Genomic DNA, 19,493 nt, shown 5'->3' with positions numbered 1-19,493 from the left:
CCTTCTGATCCGCCGCCCTCCCCTGCTTCCTTTTTCTCCTGCTCTCTGCGCCCCTCCCAGCCACGGCCCCAAAGGCCTGCGCCAGGCCCGGTGCCTGCGGAGCCGTTTTCCACCGCGTTGCGCACACACCAAGGACAAACCATGCACGCACCTTCCCGCCGCCCCTTCCGCCACCCCCAGGCCCTGCACCCGCTGGCTGCCGCCGTGCTGGCTGCTTTCTGCGGCACCGCACTGGCACAAACCACCGCGCCTGCCGCTCCGACCCAGACGCTGGGCGAGGTCACCGTGCAATCCACCAGTGGCGATGACGGCTATGCGCCCGCCGCCAGCACCTCAGCCACAAAAGGCAGCGCACCGCTGCGTGACGTGCCCCAGGCCGTGAACGTGGTGCCCGAGCAGCTGCTGCGCGACCAGGGCGCGCGGTCGATGGAAGACGCGCTGCGCAACGTGCCCGGCGTGGCTATGAGCCATGGCGACGGCCAGCGCGACCAGGTGGTGATACGCGGCTTCACCGCCATTGCCGACCAGTTTGTGGATGGCGTGCGCGACGACGCGCTGTACTTCCGTGACCTGGCCGACATCGAGCGTGTGGAAGTGCTCAAGGGCCCTGCCGCGGTGCTGTACGGGCGTGGATCGTCGGGTGGCCTGATCAACCGTGTGACCAAGAAGCCCAAGTTTGGCGAGACCTCGGGCGAGGCATCGCTGGGCCTGGGCAATTTCGACTACCGCCGCGTCACGGCCGACGTGAATGTGGGCATCAGCGACACCGCCGCCTTCCGCATCAACGCCGCCGTGGAAGACTCCGGCAGCTACCGCGACCAGCAGTTCGTCAAGCGCCACAACTTCGCGCCGTCGCTCGCGCTCAAGCTCGCGGCGCAGACCGACCTGCTGCTGCAGTACACCAACGCGCGCGACAAGCGCCTGACGGACTTCGGCATTCCTGCGCTCAACGGCCGCCCCGTCAACGTGCCCGCCAGCACCTACTACGGCTCCAGCAACGCCGCGAAGGACGACACCACCACCAGCACCATGCAGTCGTTCGCAGCCACGCTGAACCACCGCTTCAACGACGACTGGTCGGTGCGCAACGTCACGCGCCTGTACGACTACGCGCTGGACCGTTACAACACCCTGCCCGGCGGCACCACCGACCCGGTGAACCTGACGGTGGGCCGCACGCGCTCGTTCATCCTGCGCGATGAAAAAGGCTTCTTCAACCAGACCGACGTGACGTGGCGCAACCAGCTCGGCGGCTTGAAGCAGGAGTGGCTGATGGGTGTGGAACTGGGCCAGCAAAAGAAACGCTCCGAGTCCGTCACCGGTGGCGCAGACCGCGTGCCACTCTTCAACCCCGGCAACCGCCCTGCTCCCGCCATCCCAGCGGCCAACTACAACGCCGACAGCGCCATCCCCAGCCACACCACGCAAGACACGGCCGCGCTGTACTGGCAAAACCAGATCACGCTGGCGCCCCAATGGAAGGCGCTGGTGGGCGCCCGCTACGACGTCTTCGGGCAAGAGACCACGTTCGACCGCAAGCTCGCAACGCTCTCGCGCACCGACAAAAAGTTCAGCCCTCGCGCGGGCCTGGTGTGGCAGCCGAGCGATGTGGTGTCGTACTACGTGTCGTACAGCAAATCCTTCCAGCCCTCGGCCGAAGCGTTTGCGCTGGCCGCCAACAACACCGGCGCCGAACCAGAGATCACCGAGAACAAGGAAATCGGCGTCAAGCTCGACCTGCTCGATGGCCGCATGAATGTGACCGGCGCGCTCTTCAACCTGGAGCGCACCAACATCAAGAACACCGACCCCGCCAACCCTGGACGCCAGATCAACGTGGGCACCCAGCGCACCAACGGCCTGGAGCTGACCGCCAACGGCCGCCTGCCCGGCCGGTGGGACGTGAGCACCGGCTACGCCTGGCTGGACGGCCGCATGACGAAGTCACTGGCCACCACCACATCCACCCAGTTGCCCACCGCCGCCATCGCCGCCCAAGGCAAGGTGCCCGCACTCACGCCGCGCAACTCCGCCTTCCTGTGGGCCATGAAGGACCTGGGCCACGGCCTGCGCGTGGGCGGCGGCGTGAACTATGTGGGTGCGCGCTTCACCTCGCTCACCAACCTGGTCACCCTGCCCGCCTACACCACGGTAGACGCCGCCCTGCAGTACACGCTGGGCCAATGGGATGTGGACGTGAACATCAAGAACCTGGCCAACCGCAAGTACTACGTGTCCAGCCACGGCAGCAATGACAACCTGATCCTGCCCGGCTCGCCGCGCGCGGTGCAGGTGACATTGCGGACGCGGTTCTGAGGGGGGGGTGAGTGGCGGAAGGGGGCAAGCCCAAATTTTTCAAGAGATTTTGGCCTCTTCCGCCTGATGGTCATCGCTTCATAGCTACTAATTCAATAGCAAAAGACCTACCCATCGGAGTACCTCTTTTTGCCAGAGCGCCAAACGCCGGATGCCTCACAAGGGCAGTGAACGGGTCGCAGTAGAGCGCTTAGAACCCGGCGTGACGGTCATGCCCATTGCGCTGCGAGCCCCTCCAACGAACCCGCTCCGCATCATGGCGGCGTCCCGCCCTTCTTGTGCACCTTGAAACTTTCATCCAGGTAGACCGATGACCTCGTCATGCCATAGCCCTCGCAGACGAACCCGTTCAAAGGCAGCACGCCCGGACTATCAACGATCCGGCCTCTCACCTCCTTGTACTTCTTGCCAGCACGCCGCGAATCAATGGTGGCGTTGGTCAGGTAGTTGAGGCTCACGCGGTGGGAGGCGTTGCTGGAATAATCTTCGTCGTCCTGCTGCTCTCCGATGTGTTCCAGGTCTTTGATCTTGGCGTTGTAGCGGAACTGCAGCGTGAAGCCCGAGAACCGGGCGGCGTCCGCGTAGTAGACAGCCTGAACGAACAATGAATTGTTCTTGATTTCCAGGTTGTAGAACTTGCTGGGGTGGCAGAACTCGCCGGACGTTGAGAGCACCTGATAGCTGCCATCCGCCCTCCCGGTCAGGACAAGCAACCGCTCCTCTCGCTGGCCTTCTCCTTTGTGCTTTGTCAGTAACAGGGCCAGATCGGGGACGCCATCGCCGTTCAAGTCGCCTTCTGCAGTGGTCCAGACAAAGTCGGGATGCCGAAACTCGGGGGCTATTGCGAGCCGGGCCCTTTGCTCTGCGGATGTGTTTCCGTCTGCGGCATGTGCATTGCCCACACACAGCATGGCCAGAACAGCGGGCCCGAGCAAGGCAGCCCTGCGCAGCGCCCGACACAAGGCACCCATGCAAGCCGCAGATGCGTGCGCGGCAGGCTGAACAGCGCGGGATATCGTGGACACGGAACTCTCCTGAAAGCGGCTCGCAGCCTGGGTTTGAAGCCGATGCACGGCTTTCAAACGCAAGTGTGAATGCCTGCAAAACCAGCGTGTTGTGGCGATGGGAATATAGCCTGCAGACTCCAACCCCGCCCTGTATCCGCAGCCCCTGCGCGCAACCCCCCCCCTCCCGCACAGCGCCTGATGGGCAGCAGGCGGAGCCGATTTCGCAACACCCCGACTCCATACGCAATCACGAATAAAAACAATTCCTATTTGCAATGTAAAATTAGGTTTCCGCAAGCCACAGCCCTCCCCCGGAGCCTTTTTTGAACAGGCCTCCCGGCTGCAGCCAGCACCCACCGTCTTTCGATGTTTCCGGGTTGTCTGGCTTGATGAAGCACTTTTTCGCCTTCTCTGTTGCGACAGCGCGCCCCGTGCCGTGGGCGGCGCTGACGGTGGTGCGACTGCCCGACGGCCCTTGCCACCCCGCCCCCACGCCATGCTGAGCCCCACCGCCCTGCGCCGCTGGAGCTGGACCCACAAGTGGTCCAGCCTGGTGTGCACCGTCTTCATGCTGCTGCTGTGCATTACCGGCCTGCCGCTGATCTTTCACCACGAAATTGGCCACCTGTTGGGTACCGAGGTCGAAGCGCCCGCCATGCCCGCCAACACGCCGCGCGCCAGCCTCGACAAGGTGCTGGCCACCGCGCACGCGCTGCACCCCGAGCGCGTGGTGCAGTTCGCGTCGCACGCCGAGGACGACAACAACGTGTGGTTCGTCACGCTCACACCCACACCGGCGCCCACGGACGATTTCAAGTCGGTGGCGGTGGATGCGCGCACGGCGCAGGTGCTGGCGCAGCCACGGTTTGACGAGGGTTTCATGCATGTGATGTTCCGCCTGCATGTAGACCTGTTCGCGGGGCTGCCGGGCAAGCTGTTCCTGGGTTTCATGGGCTTGCTTCTGCTGGTGGCCATCGTCACGGGCGTGGTGCTGTATGCGCCGTTCATGCGCAAGCTGGCGTTTGGCGAGGTGCGGCGGGACCGCTCCACTCGGGTGAAGTGGCTGGACCTGCACAACCTGCTGGGCATCGTCACGCTGGTGTGGGCGTTTGTGGTGGGCGGCACGGGCATGATCAACACGTGGGCCGACCTGCTCATCAAGTACTGGCAGTACGACCAGCTCTCGGTGCTGCTCAAGCCCTATGAAGGCCAGCCCACCGTGCCCGCTGCCGAGCGGGGGCCGCTGCAGCAGGCGCTGGAGGTGGCGCAGGCCCAGGCGCCAGGCACCAAGCTGTCGTTCATTGCGTTCCCGGGCACGGCATTTTCCAGCCCGCACCACAACACGTTTTTCATGCGCGGCAACGAGCCGCTCACCTCCAAGCTGCTCCAACCGGTGCTGGTGGATGCGCGCACGGCGCAGGTCACCGCGTCGCCCACGCTGCCGTGGTACCTGACGGCGCTGCTGGTGTCGCAGCCGCTGCACTTTGGCGACTACGGCGGCATGCCGATGAAGATCCTCTGGGCGCTGCTCGACATCGCCACCATCGTGGTGTTGGGCAGCGGGCTGTATCTGTGGCTGCGCAAAGGCGTGCAGACGGCGAGCCCTTCGGCCCACGCGGCTGGCAACCCCACGGGCGGTTTTGCAGGCGGCGCATTGCCGGCATCGGGCGCGGCGCGCACCACCGAGGGGGCCGCATGAAAAAGCCCAACCCTTTCTGGACCCTGTGGGGCTGGCCCATCGTGATGGGCGTGCTCTCCACCACCGGGCTGCTCACGGCCCTGGTGTCCGACACCTGGGGCGACTGGTGGTCGTGGGTGGCGCTGGGTGTGCCGGTGGCGGTGATGGGCTGGTACAGCTGGCCACGCACGTCGGCTGCCGCAGCCGATGTTTCCGGCACGTCTTCCTCTGCTCCGCGCTGAGTTCCTTGTTTCTTTGATCTTCTTCTCCATGCGTTCCGCACCCTCACCCCACACCGCCCCGCTGCTGCGCCCTGCGTTTTCTGCCACCCCTGTTGCACTGGCTGCGGCCGTGATGGTGCTGGCCCTGGCCGCACCTGCGCTGCATGCGCAGCAAGCCGCCGCCCCCGCCACTGCGGGCGAGGCCAAGACCCTGTCCACCGTCACCGTGAACGCCAGTGCAGACGCTTCGGCCCAGGGCCTCTCGCCCGCCTACCCCGGCGGCCAGGTGGCCCGTGGCGGCCGCGCGGGCATCCTGGGCACCAAGGACGCGATGGAGACACCGTTCTCCATCACCAGCTACACCAACGAGCTGATCCAGGACCGCCACGCCCGCAGCGTGGGCGACGTGCTGCAGAACGACCCCACGGTGCGCGTGGCGCGGGGCTTTGGCAATTTCCAGGAGTCGTACTTCATTCGCGGCTTCCTGCTGGGGTCGGACGACACGGCGTACAACGGCCTGTACAGCCTGCTGCCGCGCCAGTACATCGCCACCGAGCTGTTCGAGCGCGTGGAGGTGCTGCGCGGTGCATCGGCCTTTTTGAACGGTGCAAGCCCCAATGGCGGCGGCATTGGCGGCAGCATCAACCTGCTGCCCAAGCGTGCGCCCAACGAGCCCCTGAACCGCGTGACCTTTGGCGTGGCCAGCGGTGGCCAGACGCAGGTGGCCGCCGACGTGGCCCGCCGCTTCGGGCCGGACGGCAACACCGGCATCCGCGTGAATGCCGCCTCGCACAATGGCGGCACCGGTGTGAAGGATGAAGATGTGCAACTGGGCCTGCTGGCTGTGGGCCTGGACTGGCGCAGCCGCGACGTGCGCCTGTCGGGCGACATCGGCTGGCAGGAGCACAAGCTCAAGAACACCCGCACCAACGTGACGCTGGGCGCCACCGCCACGCAGGTACCCACGGCACCCGACAACGCCACCAACTTCGCCCAGCCCTGGACCTATTCCAACGAGCGCGACACCTTTGGCACGCTGCGCGGCGAGTGGGACATCACGCCCAACGTGACCGGCTGGGCGGCTGCTGGCGCGCGCCGGGGCACCGAGGCGAATTCGCTGGCCAACCTCACGGTGGCCAACAGCAGCACGGGCGCAGGCACCACCTACCGTTTTGACAACACCCGCAAAGACAGCGTGAACACCGGCGAGCTGGGCCTGCGCGGCAAGCTGCAGACCGGCAGCGTGGGGCATGAATGGGTGCTGGTGGCCTCGCACTTCAGCGCAGACAAGAAGAACGCGTATGCCATGGACTTTGGCAACACGCAGGCCACCAACCTCTACCACCCCGTGTCCTCGGCCCTGCCCGCCCTGAGCACCAACACCCTCCGGGGCGGCGACCTGGCCGACCCGCGCCTGACGGGCAGCACGCGCCTGAGCAGCCTGGCCTTTGGCGACACCCTGTCGCTGCTCGGCAACCGCCTGCTGCTCACGGCCGGCCTGCGCCACCAGTCGCTGGAGATCGCCAACTACGCCTACGGCACGGCCGTGCAGACCGACCGCTACGACCAGAGCCGCACCAGCCTGCTGCTGGCCGCCGTCTACAAGCTGGACAAGGGCGTGTCGGTGTATGCCAACTATGTGGAAGGCCTGAGCCAGGGCCAGACCGCGCCCAGCACGGCCGCCAACCGGGGCGAGATGCTGGAGCCCTATGTCTCCAGGCAAAAAGAAGTGGGCGTGAAGTTGGACGGCGGCCGCGTGGGCGGCAGCGTGGCCCTGTTCTCCACCACCAAGCCGCGCGCCTATGTGGGCAGCGACAACCTGTTCCGCAGCAATGGCCGGGACCGCCACCAGGGCATCGAACTGGCCGTGCAGGGCGAGGCCACCAAGGGCCTGCGCCTGCTGGGCGGCCTGACCTGGCTGGATGCCAAGCAGCAGAACACCGGTGCCGCCAGCACCGACGGCCGCCGCGTGATTGGCGTGCCCAAGCTGCAGGCCAACGTGGGCGCCGAATGGGATGTGCCCGGCGTGAGCGGCCTGGCCGTGGACGGCCGCCTGGTGCACACCGGCGCCGTTTATGCCAACGCCACCAACACCCTGCGCGTGCCGGGCTGGAACCGCCTGGACCTGGGCGTGCGCTACCTCACCGAGGTGCAGGGCCGCCTGGTGACCCTGCGCGCCCGTGTGGACAACGCGACCAACCGCAACTACTGGGCCTCGTCGGGCGGCTACCCCGGCGCGGGCTACCTGGTGGTGGGCGCACCACGCACGTTCTCTTTGAGCGCCAGCGTCGATTTCTGACGCACCCCGGGCGGCGCCGTTCAGCCAGCCGCCCGGCAACCAGCCACCCAGCGCCTGACCACCGGGCGCAGGCAGCCAACTTCTTTCGCACAGGTATTGCGCGTGGCCCCGCCGGGGGCGCGCACGCCCTGTGCACTCACCAATTTTTGTTGAAACCACCGAAAGGAAACTGCCATGCCATCGTCCCTGCGCCTCAAGGCCCCGCTGCTCGCCACCCTGCTCGCCTGCGCGTCCATCGCGGCCGTCACCAGCGCCCACGCCCACCAGGTGTGGCTGGAAAACGCGGGCGGCCAGGCCCGCCTGCACTTTGGTGAGTTCAATGAAAACCTGCGCGAATCCTCGCCCGGCGCGCTCGACAAGTTCCTGGGTGCGCCCGCACTCGACCAGCGCCGTGCGGCAGGCACGCAGCGCCTGGAAGGCAAGCTGGGCAAGGACGCCTTCAGCTACACCACGCAAGCCGATGCGCAGGCGCTGTTTGCTACGGCCAGCTACCCACTGATCGACCGCAGCAAACGCAACCAGCCCGCCATGCTGTGGGTGCCCGCCGCGCGCTGGGTGGCCCACGCGGGCCAGGCCACCGAAGCCAATGCCAAGGCACTGGACCTGGTGCCCACCGGCAAGCCCGGCGAGTTCAAGGTGGTGTTCAACGGCGCCCCCCTGCCCAAGGTGCAGGTGGAAATGGTGGCGCCCTCGGGCTGGTCGCGCGGCGAACAAAGCGGCGACGACGGCACGGTGACCTTTGCCCTGCCCTGGAAGGGCCAGTACGTGGCCGAAGTCAAGCACAGCGACAAGACCGCCGGCGAAGCCCAGGGCAAGCCTTATGGCGAAGCCAGCTACGTGACCACGCTGAGCTTTGTGCAGAAGGACGGCATGGCGTCGCCCGCGCTGCCCGAGCCACCCGCCAAGGGCCACTGATCTGCGGGGCCCATCGGGCCCCTGCACCACCGTGAACCTGCCCCACCCGTGCAGCGCCGCAGCGCCACGGGTTTTTTGTGGCTGCGCCGCGCCTTTTTTTTGAAAGAAAAAGGCTTCTCCGCGCTCTGCACATCGGTTTTAAGCTACTAAATCAATAGCATATGATCCACCATCATCTTCTGCGCACCGCCATCGCCCAGGCCGTGCTGCTGGCCCTGTACGGCACCGCCCAGGCACAGACGGCCAAGACCGACGACACGGCCCCCGCCGCTCCCGCCACCACCACAGCCGCACCCTCTCTGCGCCAGGTGGATGTGGTGGACTCCACCGCAGGCGCCGCCGCCACGCCCGCGCGCCGCGCACAAAGCAGCTCGCGCCTGGGCTTGTCGGTGCTGGAGACGCCGCGCTCGGTCAGCGTGATCGACGGCGCGCTGCTGGAGCAGCAGATGGCCACCACCGAACGCGACGTGCTGCGCAACGCATCGGGCGTGTCGGCGCGCACCGAGTACTACGGCTCGTACTCGCAGTTCGCTATCCGGGGGCTGTGGGCCAACAACATCAACAACTACCTGCGCGACGGCGCCAAGTTCTCGCACCTGCTGGACCCACCGCTGTTCAACATCGACCGCGTGGAAGTCATCAAGGGCCCTGCCGCGCTGGAGTTTGGCCAGGTCGCGCCCGGCGGCCTCATCAACTACATGAGCAAGCGGCCCCAGGCCGAGGCCCTGCGCACGGTGAAGATCGGCGCAGGCAGCCATGGCTGGCGCAGTGCCGACTTCGACCTGACCGGCCCGCTCAATGCCGATGGCACGCTGCGCTACCGCCTGGACGGCGGCGCCAGCCGGGGCGGCAGTTTTGTGGATGGCAACACACCGCGCAAACAGGGCGTGGCGGGCAGCCTGGAGTGGCAGATCACGCCCGACACCCTCTGGCGCGCGCAGGCCGAGACCCAGAGCAGCGAGGGCGTATCGACCGTAGGCCTGGCCGTACCCGACCCCAAGAACCCACGCAGCGCCGATGTGCTGCCCGTGGGTGCGTTCTATGGCGAGCGCTGGCTCAACACCAAAGGGAGCCTGCGCTTTTACTCCACCGAGCTGCTGCACCGCTTCGCCAACGGCATCGAAGGCCGCGTTCACCTCTCGCGCAACGAAACCAACCGCAACGTGAACCTCCCCTCGCCCATGGGCCCCGTCACCAATGGCAAGGTGACGCGCGGCTACTGGCTGGCGCCAGGGCAGGAATACACCTCGGACACCGCGCTGGCCGAACTGCGCGCCAAGGTGCAGACCGGAGCCGTGCAGCACCAGCTGCTGGCGGGCCTGGACTGGCGCGCCAATGCAGGCATCTACGGCGCAGTCACCCGGGGCAACCTGGGCACCATCGACCTCTACAACCCCATCGCGGGCCTGGTGCCGCCCGTGGCTTCCACGGGCGTGACCCGGCTGTCCACGGATGCACGCAACACCGGCCTGTTTGTGCAGGACCGCCTGACGCTGGGCGACTTTGGCCTGCTGCTGGGCCTGCGCCATGACCGCTTCAAGGACGCCTACACCACCCCCGTCACCGACCTGGGCAAGACCCAGCCCAGCGCCGCACTGACCTGGCAGCCGCGCCCGGGCAGCATGGTCTACGCCAGCCACGCGCGCTCGTTCCAGGCCAACTCGGGCACGCTGGTGTGGGGCGCGCAGTCGGCCCCGCCTTCGGAGGGCAAGCAGCTGGAAGTGGGCTGGAAGCAGGAATGGCTGGACCAGCGCCTGATGACCACCGTGTCGGCCTTTGACCTGGAGTTCACCAACGCCCCCGCCAACGACCCCGCGCACCCGGGCTACTCGGTGCTGACCGCCCGCCAGCGCATCAAGGGCATCGAGCTGGAGCTGCAAGGCCGCATCACCCCCGGCTGGACGGTGACGGCCAATGCGAGCTTCCACGACCCCAAGGTGCTGGCAGACACCGTAGCCGGTGCCAACGTGGGCAACCGCGTGGGGCTGGCCACGCGCCGCACCGCATCGCTGTGGACGCAGTACCGCCTGCCCCAGCTGCCCGGCCTGTGGGTGGGTGGCGGCCTGGTGCACCAGGGCGACAAGTTCACCGCCAACGACAACCTGTGGCGCCTGCCCGGCTACACCGTGGCGGACCTGGCCGTGGGCTACCAGTTTGCGGGTGGCGTGCGGATACAGGCCAACCTGAAGAACGCGGGCAACCGCCGCTACTACCTGGACGGATCGACCACCGCCGCAGGCTTTGCCGCTGTGGTGCCTGGCACGCCCCGCAGCCTGCAGGTGTCGCTGGACTACACGTTTTGACGGCCCGCTCGCAGGCTCCGCGCATCCCCACTGCCCGGCCCACCACCCAGCCCGCAACCAGGCACGCACCACGCAGTGCCTGGCTCTGGGCTTGAACCTTTTTTCAACCATCGGAGAAACAGCACCATGCCATCTCGCATCACCGTTTGCCGCACGGCCATCGCGCACGCGGCCCTGCTCGCCCTGTGCGGCGCGGCCCATGCGCAGCAGGCCGCACCCACGGCCCCCACTGCCCCCGCGGCCGAGAAGGCCCTCGCCCCCGTCACCGTGAGCGCAGGCGCCGAGCAGGAGAACCCCACCGCGCCTGTCAGCGGCTTTGTGGCCAAACGCGCGCTGAGCGCCACCAAGACCGACACCCCGCTCATCGAAACCCCGCAGGCCGTCAGCGTGATCACGCGCGACCAGATGGAGGCCCAGGGCGTGCAGACGCTGCGCCAGGTGACTGCGTACACGGCTGGTGCGGTGTCGAACTATTTCGACAGCCGGGTGGACAGCTTCAGCGCGCGCGGCGGCACCGTCAGCCAGTACCAGGACGGCCTGCTGCGCATCTACGGCACCTACAACACCAGCCGCCCCGACCCCTACACGCTGGAGCGGGTGGAGTTTCTGCGGGGCCCCACCTCGGTGCTGTATGGCCAGGGCAGCGTGGGCGGTGTGCTCAACCTCACCAGCAAACGCCCGCAGGCCGAAACGCTGCGCGAGGTGCAGGTGCAACTGGGTAACAACAACCGCAAGCAGATCGCGGCCGACATGACCGGTGCGCTCGACGCTGAAGGCCAGTGGCTCTACCGCCTGGTGGCGGTGGGCCGCGACAGCGGAACACAGGTGGACCATGTCAGCGACGACCGTGTCGTGCTCATGCCCAGTTTGACATGGAAGCCCAATGCCGACACATCCCTCACGCTGCAGGCAATGCATCAGCAGGACAAGAGTGGCTCGCTGATCGGCTTTTTCCCATGGCAGGGCACGCAGTTGCCCAGCCGCTACGGCCAGATCCCGCGCAACACCTTCATCAGCGAACCGGGCTGGGACGCGTACGACACCACCAACAACTCGTGGGGCTATCTGTTCAGCCACCGCCTGAACGCCGACTGGACTGTGCGCCAGAACCTGCGCCGCACCGTGAGCGAAGTGGACTACCGCACCATCTACACCAGCTTCACGGCCAACGCCGCCACCGGCCGCCCGGCGCGCCCCGTGTTCAACAGCGACAACCGCACCCTGGTGCGTGACGCGGTATGGAATCTCAACACCGGCCGCATGTTGCTCATCGATACGCAGCTGGAAGGCAAGCTGCAGGCAGGCAGCACCGAACACACCGTGCTGGCGGGCCTGGACGTGCAGCGCAACCACACCGGCCAGAAAGCCTGGCGCGCCGTGGCACCGGCCATCGATGTCTACAACCCCGTGTACGGCAACTTCACGCCGCCCACAGCCGCGCAGCTGGTACGCCAGCCGAACGTCGTGCAAAAACAGCTGGGCTTCTACGCCCAGGACCAGATCCAATGGGGCCGCTGGACCGCCACGCTGGGCCTGCGCCATGACAGCGTGCAGACCGACACCGAAGGCCGCCCCGCAGCCGCAGTGGACGACAAGGCCTGGACCAAGCGCGCAGGCGCCACCTACCAGATGGACGGCGGCTGGGCACCGTATGTGGGCTACTCTGAATCCTTCCAGCCCCTGGGCGGCGTGGACGTGTACGGCACACCCTACAAGCCCCAGCGCGGTGAGCAGTGGGAGGCCGGCGTGAAATGGCAGCCACCCGGCCAGGGCATCAGCGCCTTTGCCGCCGTCTACCAGTTGCGCGAGAAGAACCGCAAGACCACCGACCCGAGCAACCCGCTCAACAGCCTGCAGATCGGCGAAGTCAAGGTCAAGGGCTTCGAAGCCGAGGTGCAAGCCAGCCTGGCCCGCAACTGGGACTTCACCGTGGGGTATGCCTTCACCGACGCCAAGATCAGCCGCAGCAACGCGGGCGACCAAGGCACCCCGGTGGCCAGCGTGCCCAAGCACACCGCATCCGCCTGGCTGAGCCACCGCTTTGCCAGCGAAGGCCGTGGCGGCTGGACCGTGGGCGCGGGCGTGCGCTACACCGGCTCGCAGTGGAGCGGCACCAGCGCCATCAGCACCCCGGCCGCCACCCTGGCCGACGCCATGGTGGCCTATGACGCAGGGGACTGGCGCGTGGCCTTCAACGTGGTCAACCTGACCGACAAGGTGCACATCACCCAGTGCCTGGCGCGCGGCGATTGCTTCTATGGCCAGGCGCGGACGTACACGCTGACTTCGACGTACCGGTTCTGAAGCGGTGGGAAGATTCTGGCTTGAAGAAATTCAAGCCAGAACGGGCTTCTCCGCACAATGGATAAGCGGTTTCAGCTATCAAAACAGGAGTAAATGAAAAGCCCCGGCTCACGGATGAGCCGGGGCTTTTTTTGCGGTCTGCTGACCAAAAGCACTTCGTTGGTCCTTAAGGCGATGGCACATCCCTCGCCGACCGCTGCCCTTGCCGGTAGAAATAGAAGCTCATCAGCCCTCCCCCAAGAATCTGCAACCAGCCCCAAAAGAAGGCTGCATCACCGGCAAACAACAGGCAGTGCAATACAAGAGCCGCCCCTGCAAGAACCGACAGGATTCTGGGCACGCGCTTGTCGATTCGATCAGCTTTTCCCCCGTCCGGTGGGAACCAAGCTGGCATGCAGCGGCATCAGTGCCCCCCAAACCGCCCCACCTGCCGCAGCCCACCCGTCAAGCGCCACAGGCTGATGCACCAGCCATCACACCCTTCCGACACAACCAGCCCGGGCAGGTCGTTGCCATCGATATCGACATGGCTCTCGGGGGTGCCAGGCACCTCACCCATGTAGGCAAAAGCACCTTGGCTACTGCGCACAAAGACATGGTGCCTTTGCGCCTGGTAAAACACGGCCGCGTCACGCACCACCTTGCCGGGCACCACCACCGTGGTGCGCGCGCCTGGGGCGCTGCGGGGCTGCTGGATCGACCTGGCACCGTCCCACTGGAGCTGGCGCGACAGCCCGCCAAAGCGGCGCGTGTCGGACTGGATGTAGGCCTGCAGCTCGGTGCGGTGGTCGGGGTCGATCTTGCGCACATCCCACCGGGGAGTGGCGGGTGGTGCGAGCGAGAACAGCGCGTACTGGCGGCGGTCACTCTGGCGGGCCGGACCTTGCACCGTCACCCCGGTCACGTCCCCGTCATCGGCGCCGGGCTGGGTCTTGAACACCTCGGCTTGGCACTGGTACTTCGCCCCGGCTTGCAAGGCAAACACCGCCTTGCCCATGTTGCAGTGCTGCACCAACCGCTGAACCTGCGCCTTGTCGTCAAAACGGGCCATGACCTGGTCGGCATCGGGGGGCAAAAAAGCAAAGAAGAGTCCACCAAGGGTGCTGTGGCTTTCTTTCTCCGTGCCCGCGATGGCAGGCCATGCGCAGGACAGAACCAGCAATGGAACAAGCAAACGCGTCAACAGCATGGGCCCAACCTCCTGAAGAGAAGGAATGGTAGCGATCCTCCGCGAAGGCACAGGCTCGGCCTCTTCATGCTGCTGGCCTGCACTGCCCTTACCGCCCCAGCACCACCACATGCACCCCGGTGCGGATGCGAAACCCCAGGCTTTCATACAAGGCAATCGCCGCGGCGTTCGTCATCCACGCGTGCAGAAACGCCTGGTCGCCCCGCTGCTGGATGGCGTGCGCCACCACGGATGACAGCCTGCGTGCAAAGCCGTGGCCGCGAAAGTCGGGGTGGGTGCACACACCACTCACCTCGGTGCCGCCCGCAAAGCGCATGCGCTCACCTGCCATGGCCGCCAGTCGGCCGCCCACGCGGATGCCGATGAAGCGGCCCATGGTGTGGGTGCGGGGCAGAAACGGGCCGGGCTCGGTCAGCTGCGCCAGCGCCAGCATCTCGGCGGCATCGGCGTTGCCCAGTTCCACAATGTCTTCCTTGCCGGGCTCTGGCGCAATCGGCTGGGTGGCCAGCATCTGCACGCCCTCGGCGCGGCGCAGGGCCTGCAGGCCAGGGGGCACCGGCGCGGGCTGGGCTTGCAGCACAAACACGGTCTCGCCGTCGGCAACCAAAGGGGCCAGGGCCGCCACGCTGGCGTCATCGCTGTCATCCCGGGCAGATGCAAACAGGTTGACATCGCGCCGGTAGCGCCGTGCCAGATCACCGCCTTCGGCAAGGGCGGGCGCATGGGCCAGCGATGCCCAGACGGGCCGGTCAAAGGGGTTGGGGGTGGTCATCGTGGGGGCTCCTGGGTCTTTTTTGCCGATGTGCGGCGGGCGGGGGTTTTGCGCTGGCGTGGAGATGGCTCACCCGCGATGACGGCCGCCGAGCGTTGCAGCAACGAGGTGCGTTGCAGACCGACCTCCAGCGCCGCGAGCTGTTGCAGCAAGGGGCCTTCGAGTGACGCACACACCTGGGCCACCGAGGCCTCGATCACGGGCCAGACCTCGCGCTGGGCGCGCTGGACCAAAGCCTGCCCCTCAGGGCTGAGCGCCACACGGCGCACACGCCGATCGCCCTCCACCGCTTCGGACACCACCAGGCCACTCTCTTCCAACCCCTTGAGAGAACGCGTGACCACGGGCTGGCTCACGCCCACGGCCTGGCTCAACTCGCCCACACCCAGCGGGCCATGCCAGTCCAGCGCTGCCAGCAGCGGGAAGTGCGCCGCAGGCATGCCGATGCCGTGCTCGGTCAGCAGCGCCTGGGTCTGCGCCTGTAGTGCCTCGCCGATGCGCTTGAAGCGCGTACCGAGGGTGAGAAATCCCAGTTCCTTGACGACGTCTTCGATCATATTGAATCACATAGATATATATCATGATATGTTTTTAGTGAACGCCGTCAACCCATTTCTTCAGCCACACCCGACCGCACCTTGTCGTGCTGAAGCAGCCCACGCATGCCGCCGAAAAGCACAAAGAGCCTGAAGGCAGCCTCGCGGGAAACTCCCGGGAGACCACCCGCAGGCTCTTCTGTGCACCTTTGCCGCCGGGCAGCGCGCACCCCGGCGCACTGCCTCTGGCGGCGCTGTGATTTACAGGTTCATGATCGACACCAGGCGCGTGTTCATGTGCGCCTCGATGGCTTCGGGGCCACCTTCGGAGCCATAGCCCGAATCCTTCAGGCCGCCAAACGGCAGCTCTGCGGCCGGAGCCGCCGCCTGGTTGATCCAGAGCATGCCCACTTCCAGCCGTTGTGCCAGCAGGTGCGCGTTCTTGAGCGACGTGGTGAAGGCGTAGCCTGCCAGGCCAAACGGCAGGCGGTTGGCTTCGGCAATGGCGTCTTCGATCTTCTCAAAACCGCGCACGGCGGCCACGGGGCCAAAGGGCTCTTCGTTCACGATGCGGGCCGAGAGGGGCACATCGTTCAGCACGGTGGGGGCAAAGAAGTTGCCTTCGGTGCCAATGCGCTCGCCACCGGCGAGCACCTTGGCGCCCTGCTGCACCGCGTCGGCCAGCAGGTCGGCCATGGCGGTGATGCGGCGCGGGTTGGCCAGCGGGCCCATCTGCGTGCCTGCCGTGAGGCCGTCGCCCACCTTCAGGCCCTGGGCGTACTTGGCGAACGCGGCCACAAAGTCGGCGCGGATGCTTTCGTGCACCAGGTAGCGTGTGGGCGAGATGCAGACCTGGCCTGCGTTGCGGAACTTGGCGCCGCTGCCGATCTTGATGGCCAGTTCAAGGTCGGCGTCTTCCGCCACGATCACCGGCGCGTGGCCGCCCAGTTCCATCGTCACACGCTTCATGTGCTTGCCCGCCAGCGCGGCCAGCTGCTTGCCCACAGGCGTGGAGCCCGTGAACGTGACCTTGCGGATGATGGGGTGCGGGATCAGGTAGCTGGAGATTTCAGCCGGGTCACCATAGACTAGGCCCACGGTGCCCACCGGCACACCAGCGTCGGCAAACGCACGGATCAGCTCGGCCGGGCTGGCGGGGGTTTCTTCGGGCGCCTTGACCAGGATGGAGCAACCTGCAGCCAGCGCGGCGGCGAGCTTGCGCACCACCTGGTTGATGGGGAAGTTCCAGGGGGTGAAGGCAGCCACCGGGCCCACGGGGTCCTTCAGCACCATCTGCGTGGCCTTGAGGTTGCGCGAGGGCACGATGCGGCCATACACACGCAGCGACTCGTCGGCAAACCATTCGATGATGTCGGCAGACGCCATGGTCTCGACCTTGGCCTCGGCCAGGGGCTTGCCCTGCTCTTGCACCATGATGGCGGCGATGGCCTCGGCGCGTTCGCGCATCAGGGCCGCAGCGCGGCGCATGGTCTTGGCGCGCTCGGCAGCGGGAATGTCGCGCCAGGCTTCAAAGCCCTTTTGTGCGGCGTCCAGCGCGCGGTCCAGATCGACCTTGGTGGCATGGGCCACACGGCCGATTTCTTTGCCCGTGGCGGGGTTGAACACGGCAAGGGTCTTGCCTTCGGCGGCGTCTTGCCACTGGCCTGCGATGAAGAGCTGGGTGTTGGGATAGGTCATGAGCGTTGGTTGGTCAGCCAATGTGGTGAAAAAATCGAAAAAACGACTATACGCCTGCGATGATGACTGTGTTGTTCAAGGAGATTGCATGCGAGAAGTAGTCCAAAGCCTCGAAGAGTCGCGCATCCGCGAAGTGGCCAACGAAGGCCTGGGGCGCAGCGATGTGCTGAAGTTCTGGTTTGGCGAGAGCGACGAGGTGACGCCCGATTTCATCCGCGAGGCGGCCATCGCGTCGCTGCAAAAGGGCGAGACTTTTTACGCCCACAACCTGGGCCTGCCCGAGCTGCGCCACTCGATTGCGGGCTACATGCACGGCCTGCACCCGCAGCAGCACACCGATGCGTGGTTCGACCGGATTGCAGTCACATCCGGCGGCGTGAACGGCCTGATGGTGGCCGTGCAGGCCTTGGTGGACGCGGGCGACGAGGTGGTGCTGGTGACGCCTGTGTGGCCCAACCTGGTGGCACAGCCGCGCATCCTGGGCGCACAGGTGCGCACCGTTCCCCTGGTGGCCGACGCACACGGCGCATGGCGGTTGGACATGGATGCGCTGCTGGCCGCGATCACGCCCGGCACGCGCCTGCTGGTCGTCAACGCCCCCAACAACCCCACGGGCTGGACGCTGACGCGTGAGGAGCAGGCCACCATCCTGACGCACTGCCGCCGCACGGGCACGTGGATTTTGGCGGACGAGGTGTATGAGCGGCTGTACTACGCAGGCGACACGGCCAACGGCGCCGCCCCCAGCTTTCTGGACGTGGCCGAGCCCGAGGACCGCTTGGTGGTGACGCACAGCTTTTCCAAGAGTTTTCTGATGACCGGCTGGCGACTGGGCTGGCTGGTGCTGCCGCCATCGCTGACGCCAGCGGTGGCCAAGCTGATCGAGTTCAACACCTCATGCGCGCCGGTGTTTGTGCAGCGCGGGGCCACGGTGGCGCTGCAGCGCACGGATGAGGTGACGCCTGCGCTGGTGGCGCATCTGAAGACCTGCCGGGACACGCTGGTGCCGCTGCTGGCCGATGTGCCGGGGGTGTCGGTGGCCACGCCGCGTGGGGGGATGTATGCGTTTTTCCGCATCGACGGGCACGACGACTGTCTGACATTGGCCAAGCGGCTGGTGCGGGAGGCGGGGTTGGGGTTGGCGCCTGGCAGTGCGTTTGGGGGGGAGGCGTCGGGGTGGTTGCGGTGGTGTTTTGCGAGTCGGGATGTGGGGAGGTTGGAGGAAGGGGTGGGGAGGTTGAGGGGGTGGTTGGAGGGGTGACGGAGAGTTGCTCTCTGAGCCTTTTTTGCCGTTACCGCCTGCTGGGTAAGCCTTATTAGCTATTATTTTTATAGCAGTTTATCGTATTACTCGCTGGGCTGAGCCTGTCGGAGCCTGTTTGTAGATTGGGCTGCATGCTTGGGTTGAAGGCGGAGGCCGGGGTGTGCGCCCGGCGGCGCAGTGGCTTTCTTTTGCTTCGCCTGTACGGACCGGACACATGGGAAACAGGTGTGCGGGGACATGGGTAACACCTCCTCAATTGGATGCCGTCATGGCATTCATGTCCAGACGCATGAATCGCTGGTGACAGAAGTACAGGTCATAGCACCCGTCGTGCAGGTCATCCGGGCGCAAGGCCACTGGCAGCCTGTGCAGGGCGCTGGATAGCCGCAACTTGTGCCCCTGAAACTTCACAAAGCCATTCCAGCCCACTGTGATCACATGGTCACGCTCGGAGTACTCGATGGGCGCCAGGCTCGTTGGCATGGGCCTGAGGCTCATGCGGTAGCGCTGCGCCGGTGTCTGCATCGCGAGGGCTTCGTGAGGCCGCTGGTTGTTATAGATCTCGCGCCAGCACAGCATCGCCTCTTGCGCATGGGCCAGGCTGTCGAAGGTTCGCCCTCGCAGCACCTCGGCCTTCAGGGAGCGGTGAAAGCGCTCGATCTTGCCGTTGGTTTGCGGGTGGTACGGACTGCTGTGGCTGCTGCGCACGCCCAGGCGAATCAGCCAGACATCCAGCGTGCTCAAGTGACCGGGAGCACTGGGCGAGCCCCACGGCGCCCCGTTGTCTGAATTGATGCGCGCCGGCAACCCGTAACGCTCCAGAATGCCTTGCAGCAACGCCTGGACCGTGCAGATGTCGGTCTTGCTGCAGGCGGTCGTGGCCAGTGCAAAGCGCGAGTGATCGTCCAGCATGGTCAGCGGCGTGCAGCGCCCACCGGCAGTCTCGAAGTAGCCCTTGAAATCCATCTGCCACAGACCGTTGGGCAGTTCG

Annotated in this window: 14 protein-coding genes; 8 read left to right on the top strand and 6 right to left on the bottom strand. The window is 66.2% G+C overall.

What is annotated here, in order from left to right:
• Positions 1-141 precede the first annotated feature (141 nt).
• A complete protein-coding gene (locus AvAM_RS24245; RefSeq protein ID WP_137749473.1) occupies positions 142-2,316 on the top strand; it encodes a TonB-dependent siderophore receptor in 2,175 nt (724 codons plus the stop codon).
• A 254-nt stretch (positions 2,317-2,570) separates the two neighbouring features.
• On the opposite strand, the gene AvAM_RS24240 is transcribed toward AvAM_RS24245, so the two are convergent.
• Positions 2,571-3,341, bottom strand: a complete 771-nt coding sequence (locus tag AvAM_RS24240; protein ID WP_137749472.1) for an FG-GAP repeat protein — start codon at positions 3,339-3,341, stop codon at positions 2,571-2,573.
• Positions 3,342-3,819: 478 nt separating this feature from the next.
• On the opposite strand from AvAM_RS24240, the gene AvAM_RS24235 reads away from it, so the two are divergent.
• The 6 genes from AvAM_RS24235 to AvAM_RS24210 all read left to right on the top strand — a co-directional run bounded on the left by AvAM_RS24235 (position 3,820) and on the right by AvAM_RS24210 (position 13,043).
• On the top strand, positions 3,820-5,022 hold the full coding sequence (locus AvAM_RS24235; RefSeq protein WP_137749471.1) for a PepSY domain-containing protein: 1,203 nt from the start codon (positions 3,820-3,822) through the stop codon (positions 5,020-5,022).
• Entirely contained in the window at positions 5,019-5,243 is a 225-nt protein-coding gene (locus AvAM_RS24230; protein WP_137749470.1) for a hypothetical protein, read from the top strand. Before AvAM_RS24235 ends, AvAM_RS24230 begins: the two co-directional genes overlap by 4 nt.
• Before the next feature lie 28 nt (positions 5,244-5,271).
• Positions 5,272-7,521 carry a TonB-dependent siderophore receptor gene (locus AvAM_RS24225; protein ID WP_137749469.1) on the top strand — a complete coding sequence of 750 codons (2,250 nt, stop codon included), beginning with the start codon at positions 5,272-5,274 and terminating at the stop codon, positions 7,519-7,521.
• 174 nt (positions 7,522-7,695) lie between these two features.
• A complete protein-coding gene (locus AvAM_RS24220) occupies positions 7,696-8,436 on the top strand; it encodes a DUF4198 domain-containing protein (RefSeq protein WP_137749468.1) in 741 nt (246 codons plus the stop codon).
• A gap of 161 nt (positions 8,437-8,597) precedes the next feature.
• Entirely contained in the window at positions 8,598-10,739 is a 2,142-nt protein-coding gene (locus AvAM_RS24215) for a TonB-dependent siderophore receptor (RefSeq protein WP_137749467.1), read from the top strand.
• Positions 10,740-10,865: 126 nt separating this feature from the next.
• Positions 10,866-13,043, top strand: a complete 2,178-nt coding sequence (locus AvAM_RS24210) for a TonB-dependent siderophore receptor (protein WP_137749466.1) — start codon at positions 10,866-10,868, stop codon at positions 13,041-13,043.
• A gap of 403 nt (positions 13,044-13,446) precedes the next feature.
• On the opposite strand, the gene AvAM_RS24205 is transcribed toward AvAM_RS24210, so the two are convergent.
• From AvAM_RS24205 to AvAM_RS24190, 4 genes are all read right to left on the bottom strand, one after another.
• Entirely contained in the window at positions 13,447-14,232 is a 786-nt protein-coding gene (locus tag AvAM_RS24205) for a hypothetical protein (protein WP_137749465.1), read from the bottom strand.
• 88 nt (positions 14,233-14,320) lie between these two features.
• Positions 14,321-15,004 (bottom strand): GNAT family N-acetyltransferase, encoded by a 684-nt coding sequence (locus AvAM_RS24200; RefSeq protein ID WP_137749464.1) that lies wholly within the window; start codon positions 15,002-15,004, stop codon positions 14,321-14,323.
• Complete coding sequence (locus AvAM_RS24195) at positions 15,001-15,561, bottom strand: MarR family winged helix-turn-helix transcriptional regulator (RefSeq protein ID WP_137749463.1); 561 nt, start codon at positions 15,559-15,561, stop codon at positions 15,001-15,003. Before AvAM_RS24195 ends, AvAM_RS24200 begins: the two co-directional genes overlap by 4 nt.
• Positions 15,562-15,801: 240 nt before the next feature.
• A complete protein-coding gene (locus AvAM_RS24190; RefSeq protein WP_137749462.1) occupies positions 15,802-17,238 on the bottom strand; it encodes an NAD-dependent succinate-semialdehyde dehydrogenase in 1,437 nt (478 codons plus the stop codon).
• A gap of 88 nt (positions 17,239-17,326) precedes the next feature.
• Here AvAM_RS24190 and AvAM_RS24185 point away from each other — a divergent pair, with 88 nt between their 5' ends.
• A complete protein-coding gene (locus AvAM_RS24185; RefSeq protein ID WP_137749461.1) occupies positions 17,327-18,499 on the top strand; it encodes a pyridoxal phosphate-dependent aminotransferase in 1,173 nt (390 codons plus the stop codon).
• Positions 18,500-18,754: 255 nt separating this feature from the next.
• Here AvAM_RS24185 and AvAM_RS24180 read toward each other — a convergent pair.
• The coding region (locus AvAM_RS24180; protein WP_137749460.1) for an integrase core domain-containing protein at positions 18,755-19,493 on the bottom strand (739 nt) is incomplete at its 5' end.

The sequence above is a fragment of the Acidovorax sp. NB1 genome, assembly GCF_005405905.1.
Classification (GTDB): domain Bacteria; phylum Pseudomonadota; class Gammaproteobacteria; order Burkholderiales; family Burkholderiaceae_C; genus Acidovorax.
This window is presented reverse-complemented; position numbering and strand designations above follow the sequence as displayed.

What these genes read in the sequence shown, in the direction of transcription:
- AvAM_RS24205 (WP_137749465.1), bottom strand. Translation starts at nt 14,232, where the DNA reads ATGCTGTTGACGCGTTTGCTTGTTCCATTGCTGGTTCTGTCCTGCGCA.
- AvAM_RS24210 (WP_137749466.1), top strand. Translation starts at nt 10,866, where the DNA reads ATGCCATCTCGCATCACCGTTTGCCGCACGGCCATCGCGCACGCGGCC.
- AvAM_RS24190 (WP_137749462.1), bottom strand. Translation starts at nt 17,238, where the DNA reads ATGACCTATCCCAACACCCAGCTCTTCATCGCAGGCCAGTGGCAAGAC.
- AvAM_RS24215 (WP_137749467.1), top strand. Translation starts at nt 8,598, where the DNA reads ATGATCCACCATCATCTTCTGCGCACCGCCATCGCCCAGGCCGTGCTG.
- AvAM_RS24220 (WP_137749468.1), top strand. Translation starts at nt 7,696, where the DNA reads ATGCCATCGTCCCTGCGCCTCAAGGCCCCGCTGCTCGCCACCCTGCTC.
- AvAM_RS24200 (WP_137749464.1), bottom strand. Translation starts at nt 15,004, where the DNA reads ATGACCACCCCCAACCCCTTTGACCGGCCCGTCTGGGCATCGCTGGCC.
- AvAM_RS24225 (WP_137749469.1), top strand. Translation starts at nt 5,272, where the DNA reads ATGCGTTCCGCACCCTCACCCCACACCGCCCCGCTGCTGCGCCCTGCG.
- AvAM_RS24185 (WP_137749461.1), top strand. Translation starts at nt 17,327, where the DNA reads ATGCGAGAAGTAGTCCAAAGCCTCGAAGAGTCGCGCATCCGCGAAGTG.
- AvAM_RS24245 (WP_137749473.1), top strand. Translation starts at nt 142, where the DNA reads ATGCACGCACCTTCCCGCCGCCCCTTCCGCCACCCCCAGGCCCTGCAC.
- AvAM_RS24235 (WP_137749471.1), top strand. Translation starts at nt 3,820, where the DNA reads ATGCTGAGCCCCACCGCCCTGCGCCGCTGGAGCTGGACCCACAAGTGG.
- AvAM_RS24230 (WP_137749470.1), top strand. Translation starts at nt 5,019, where the DNA reads ATGAAAAAGCCCAACCCTTTCTGGACCCTGTGGGGCTGGCCCATCGTG.
- AvAM_RS24195 (WP_137749463.1), bottom strand. Translation starts at nt 15,561, where the DNA reads ATGATCGAAGACGTCGTCAAGGAACTGGGATTTCTCACCCTCGGTACG.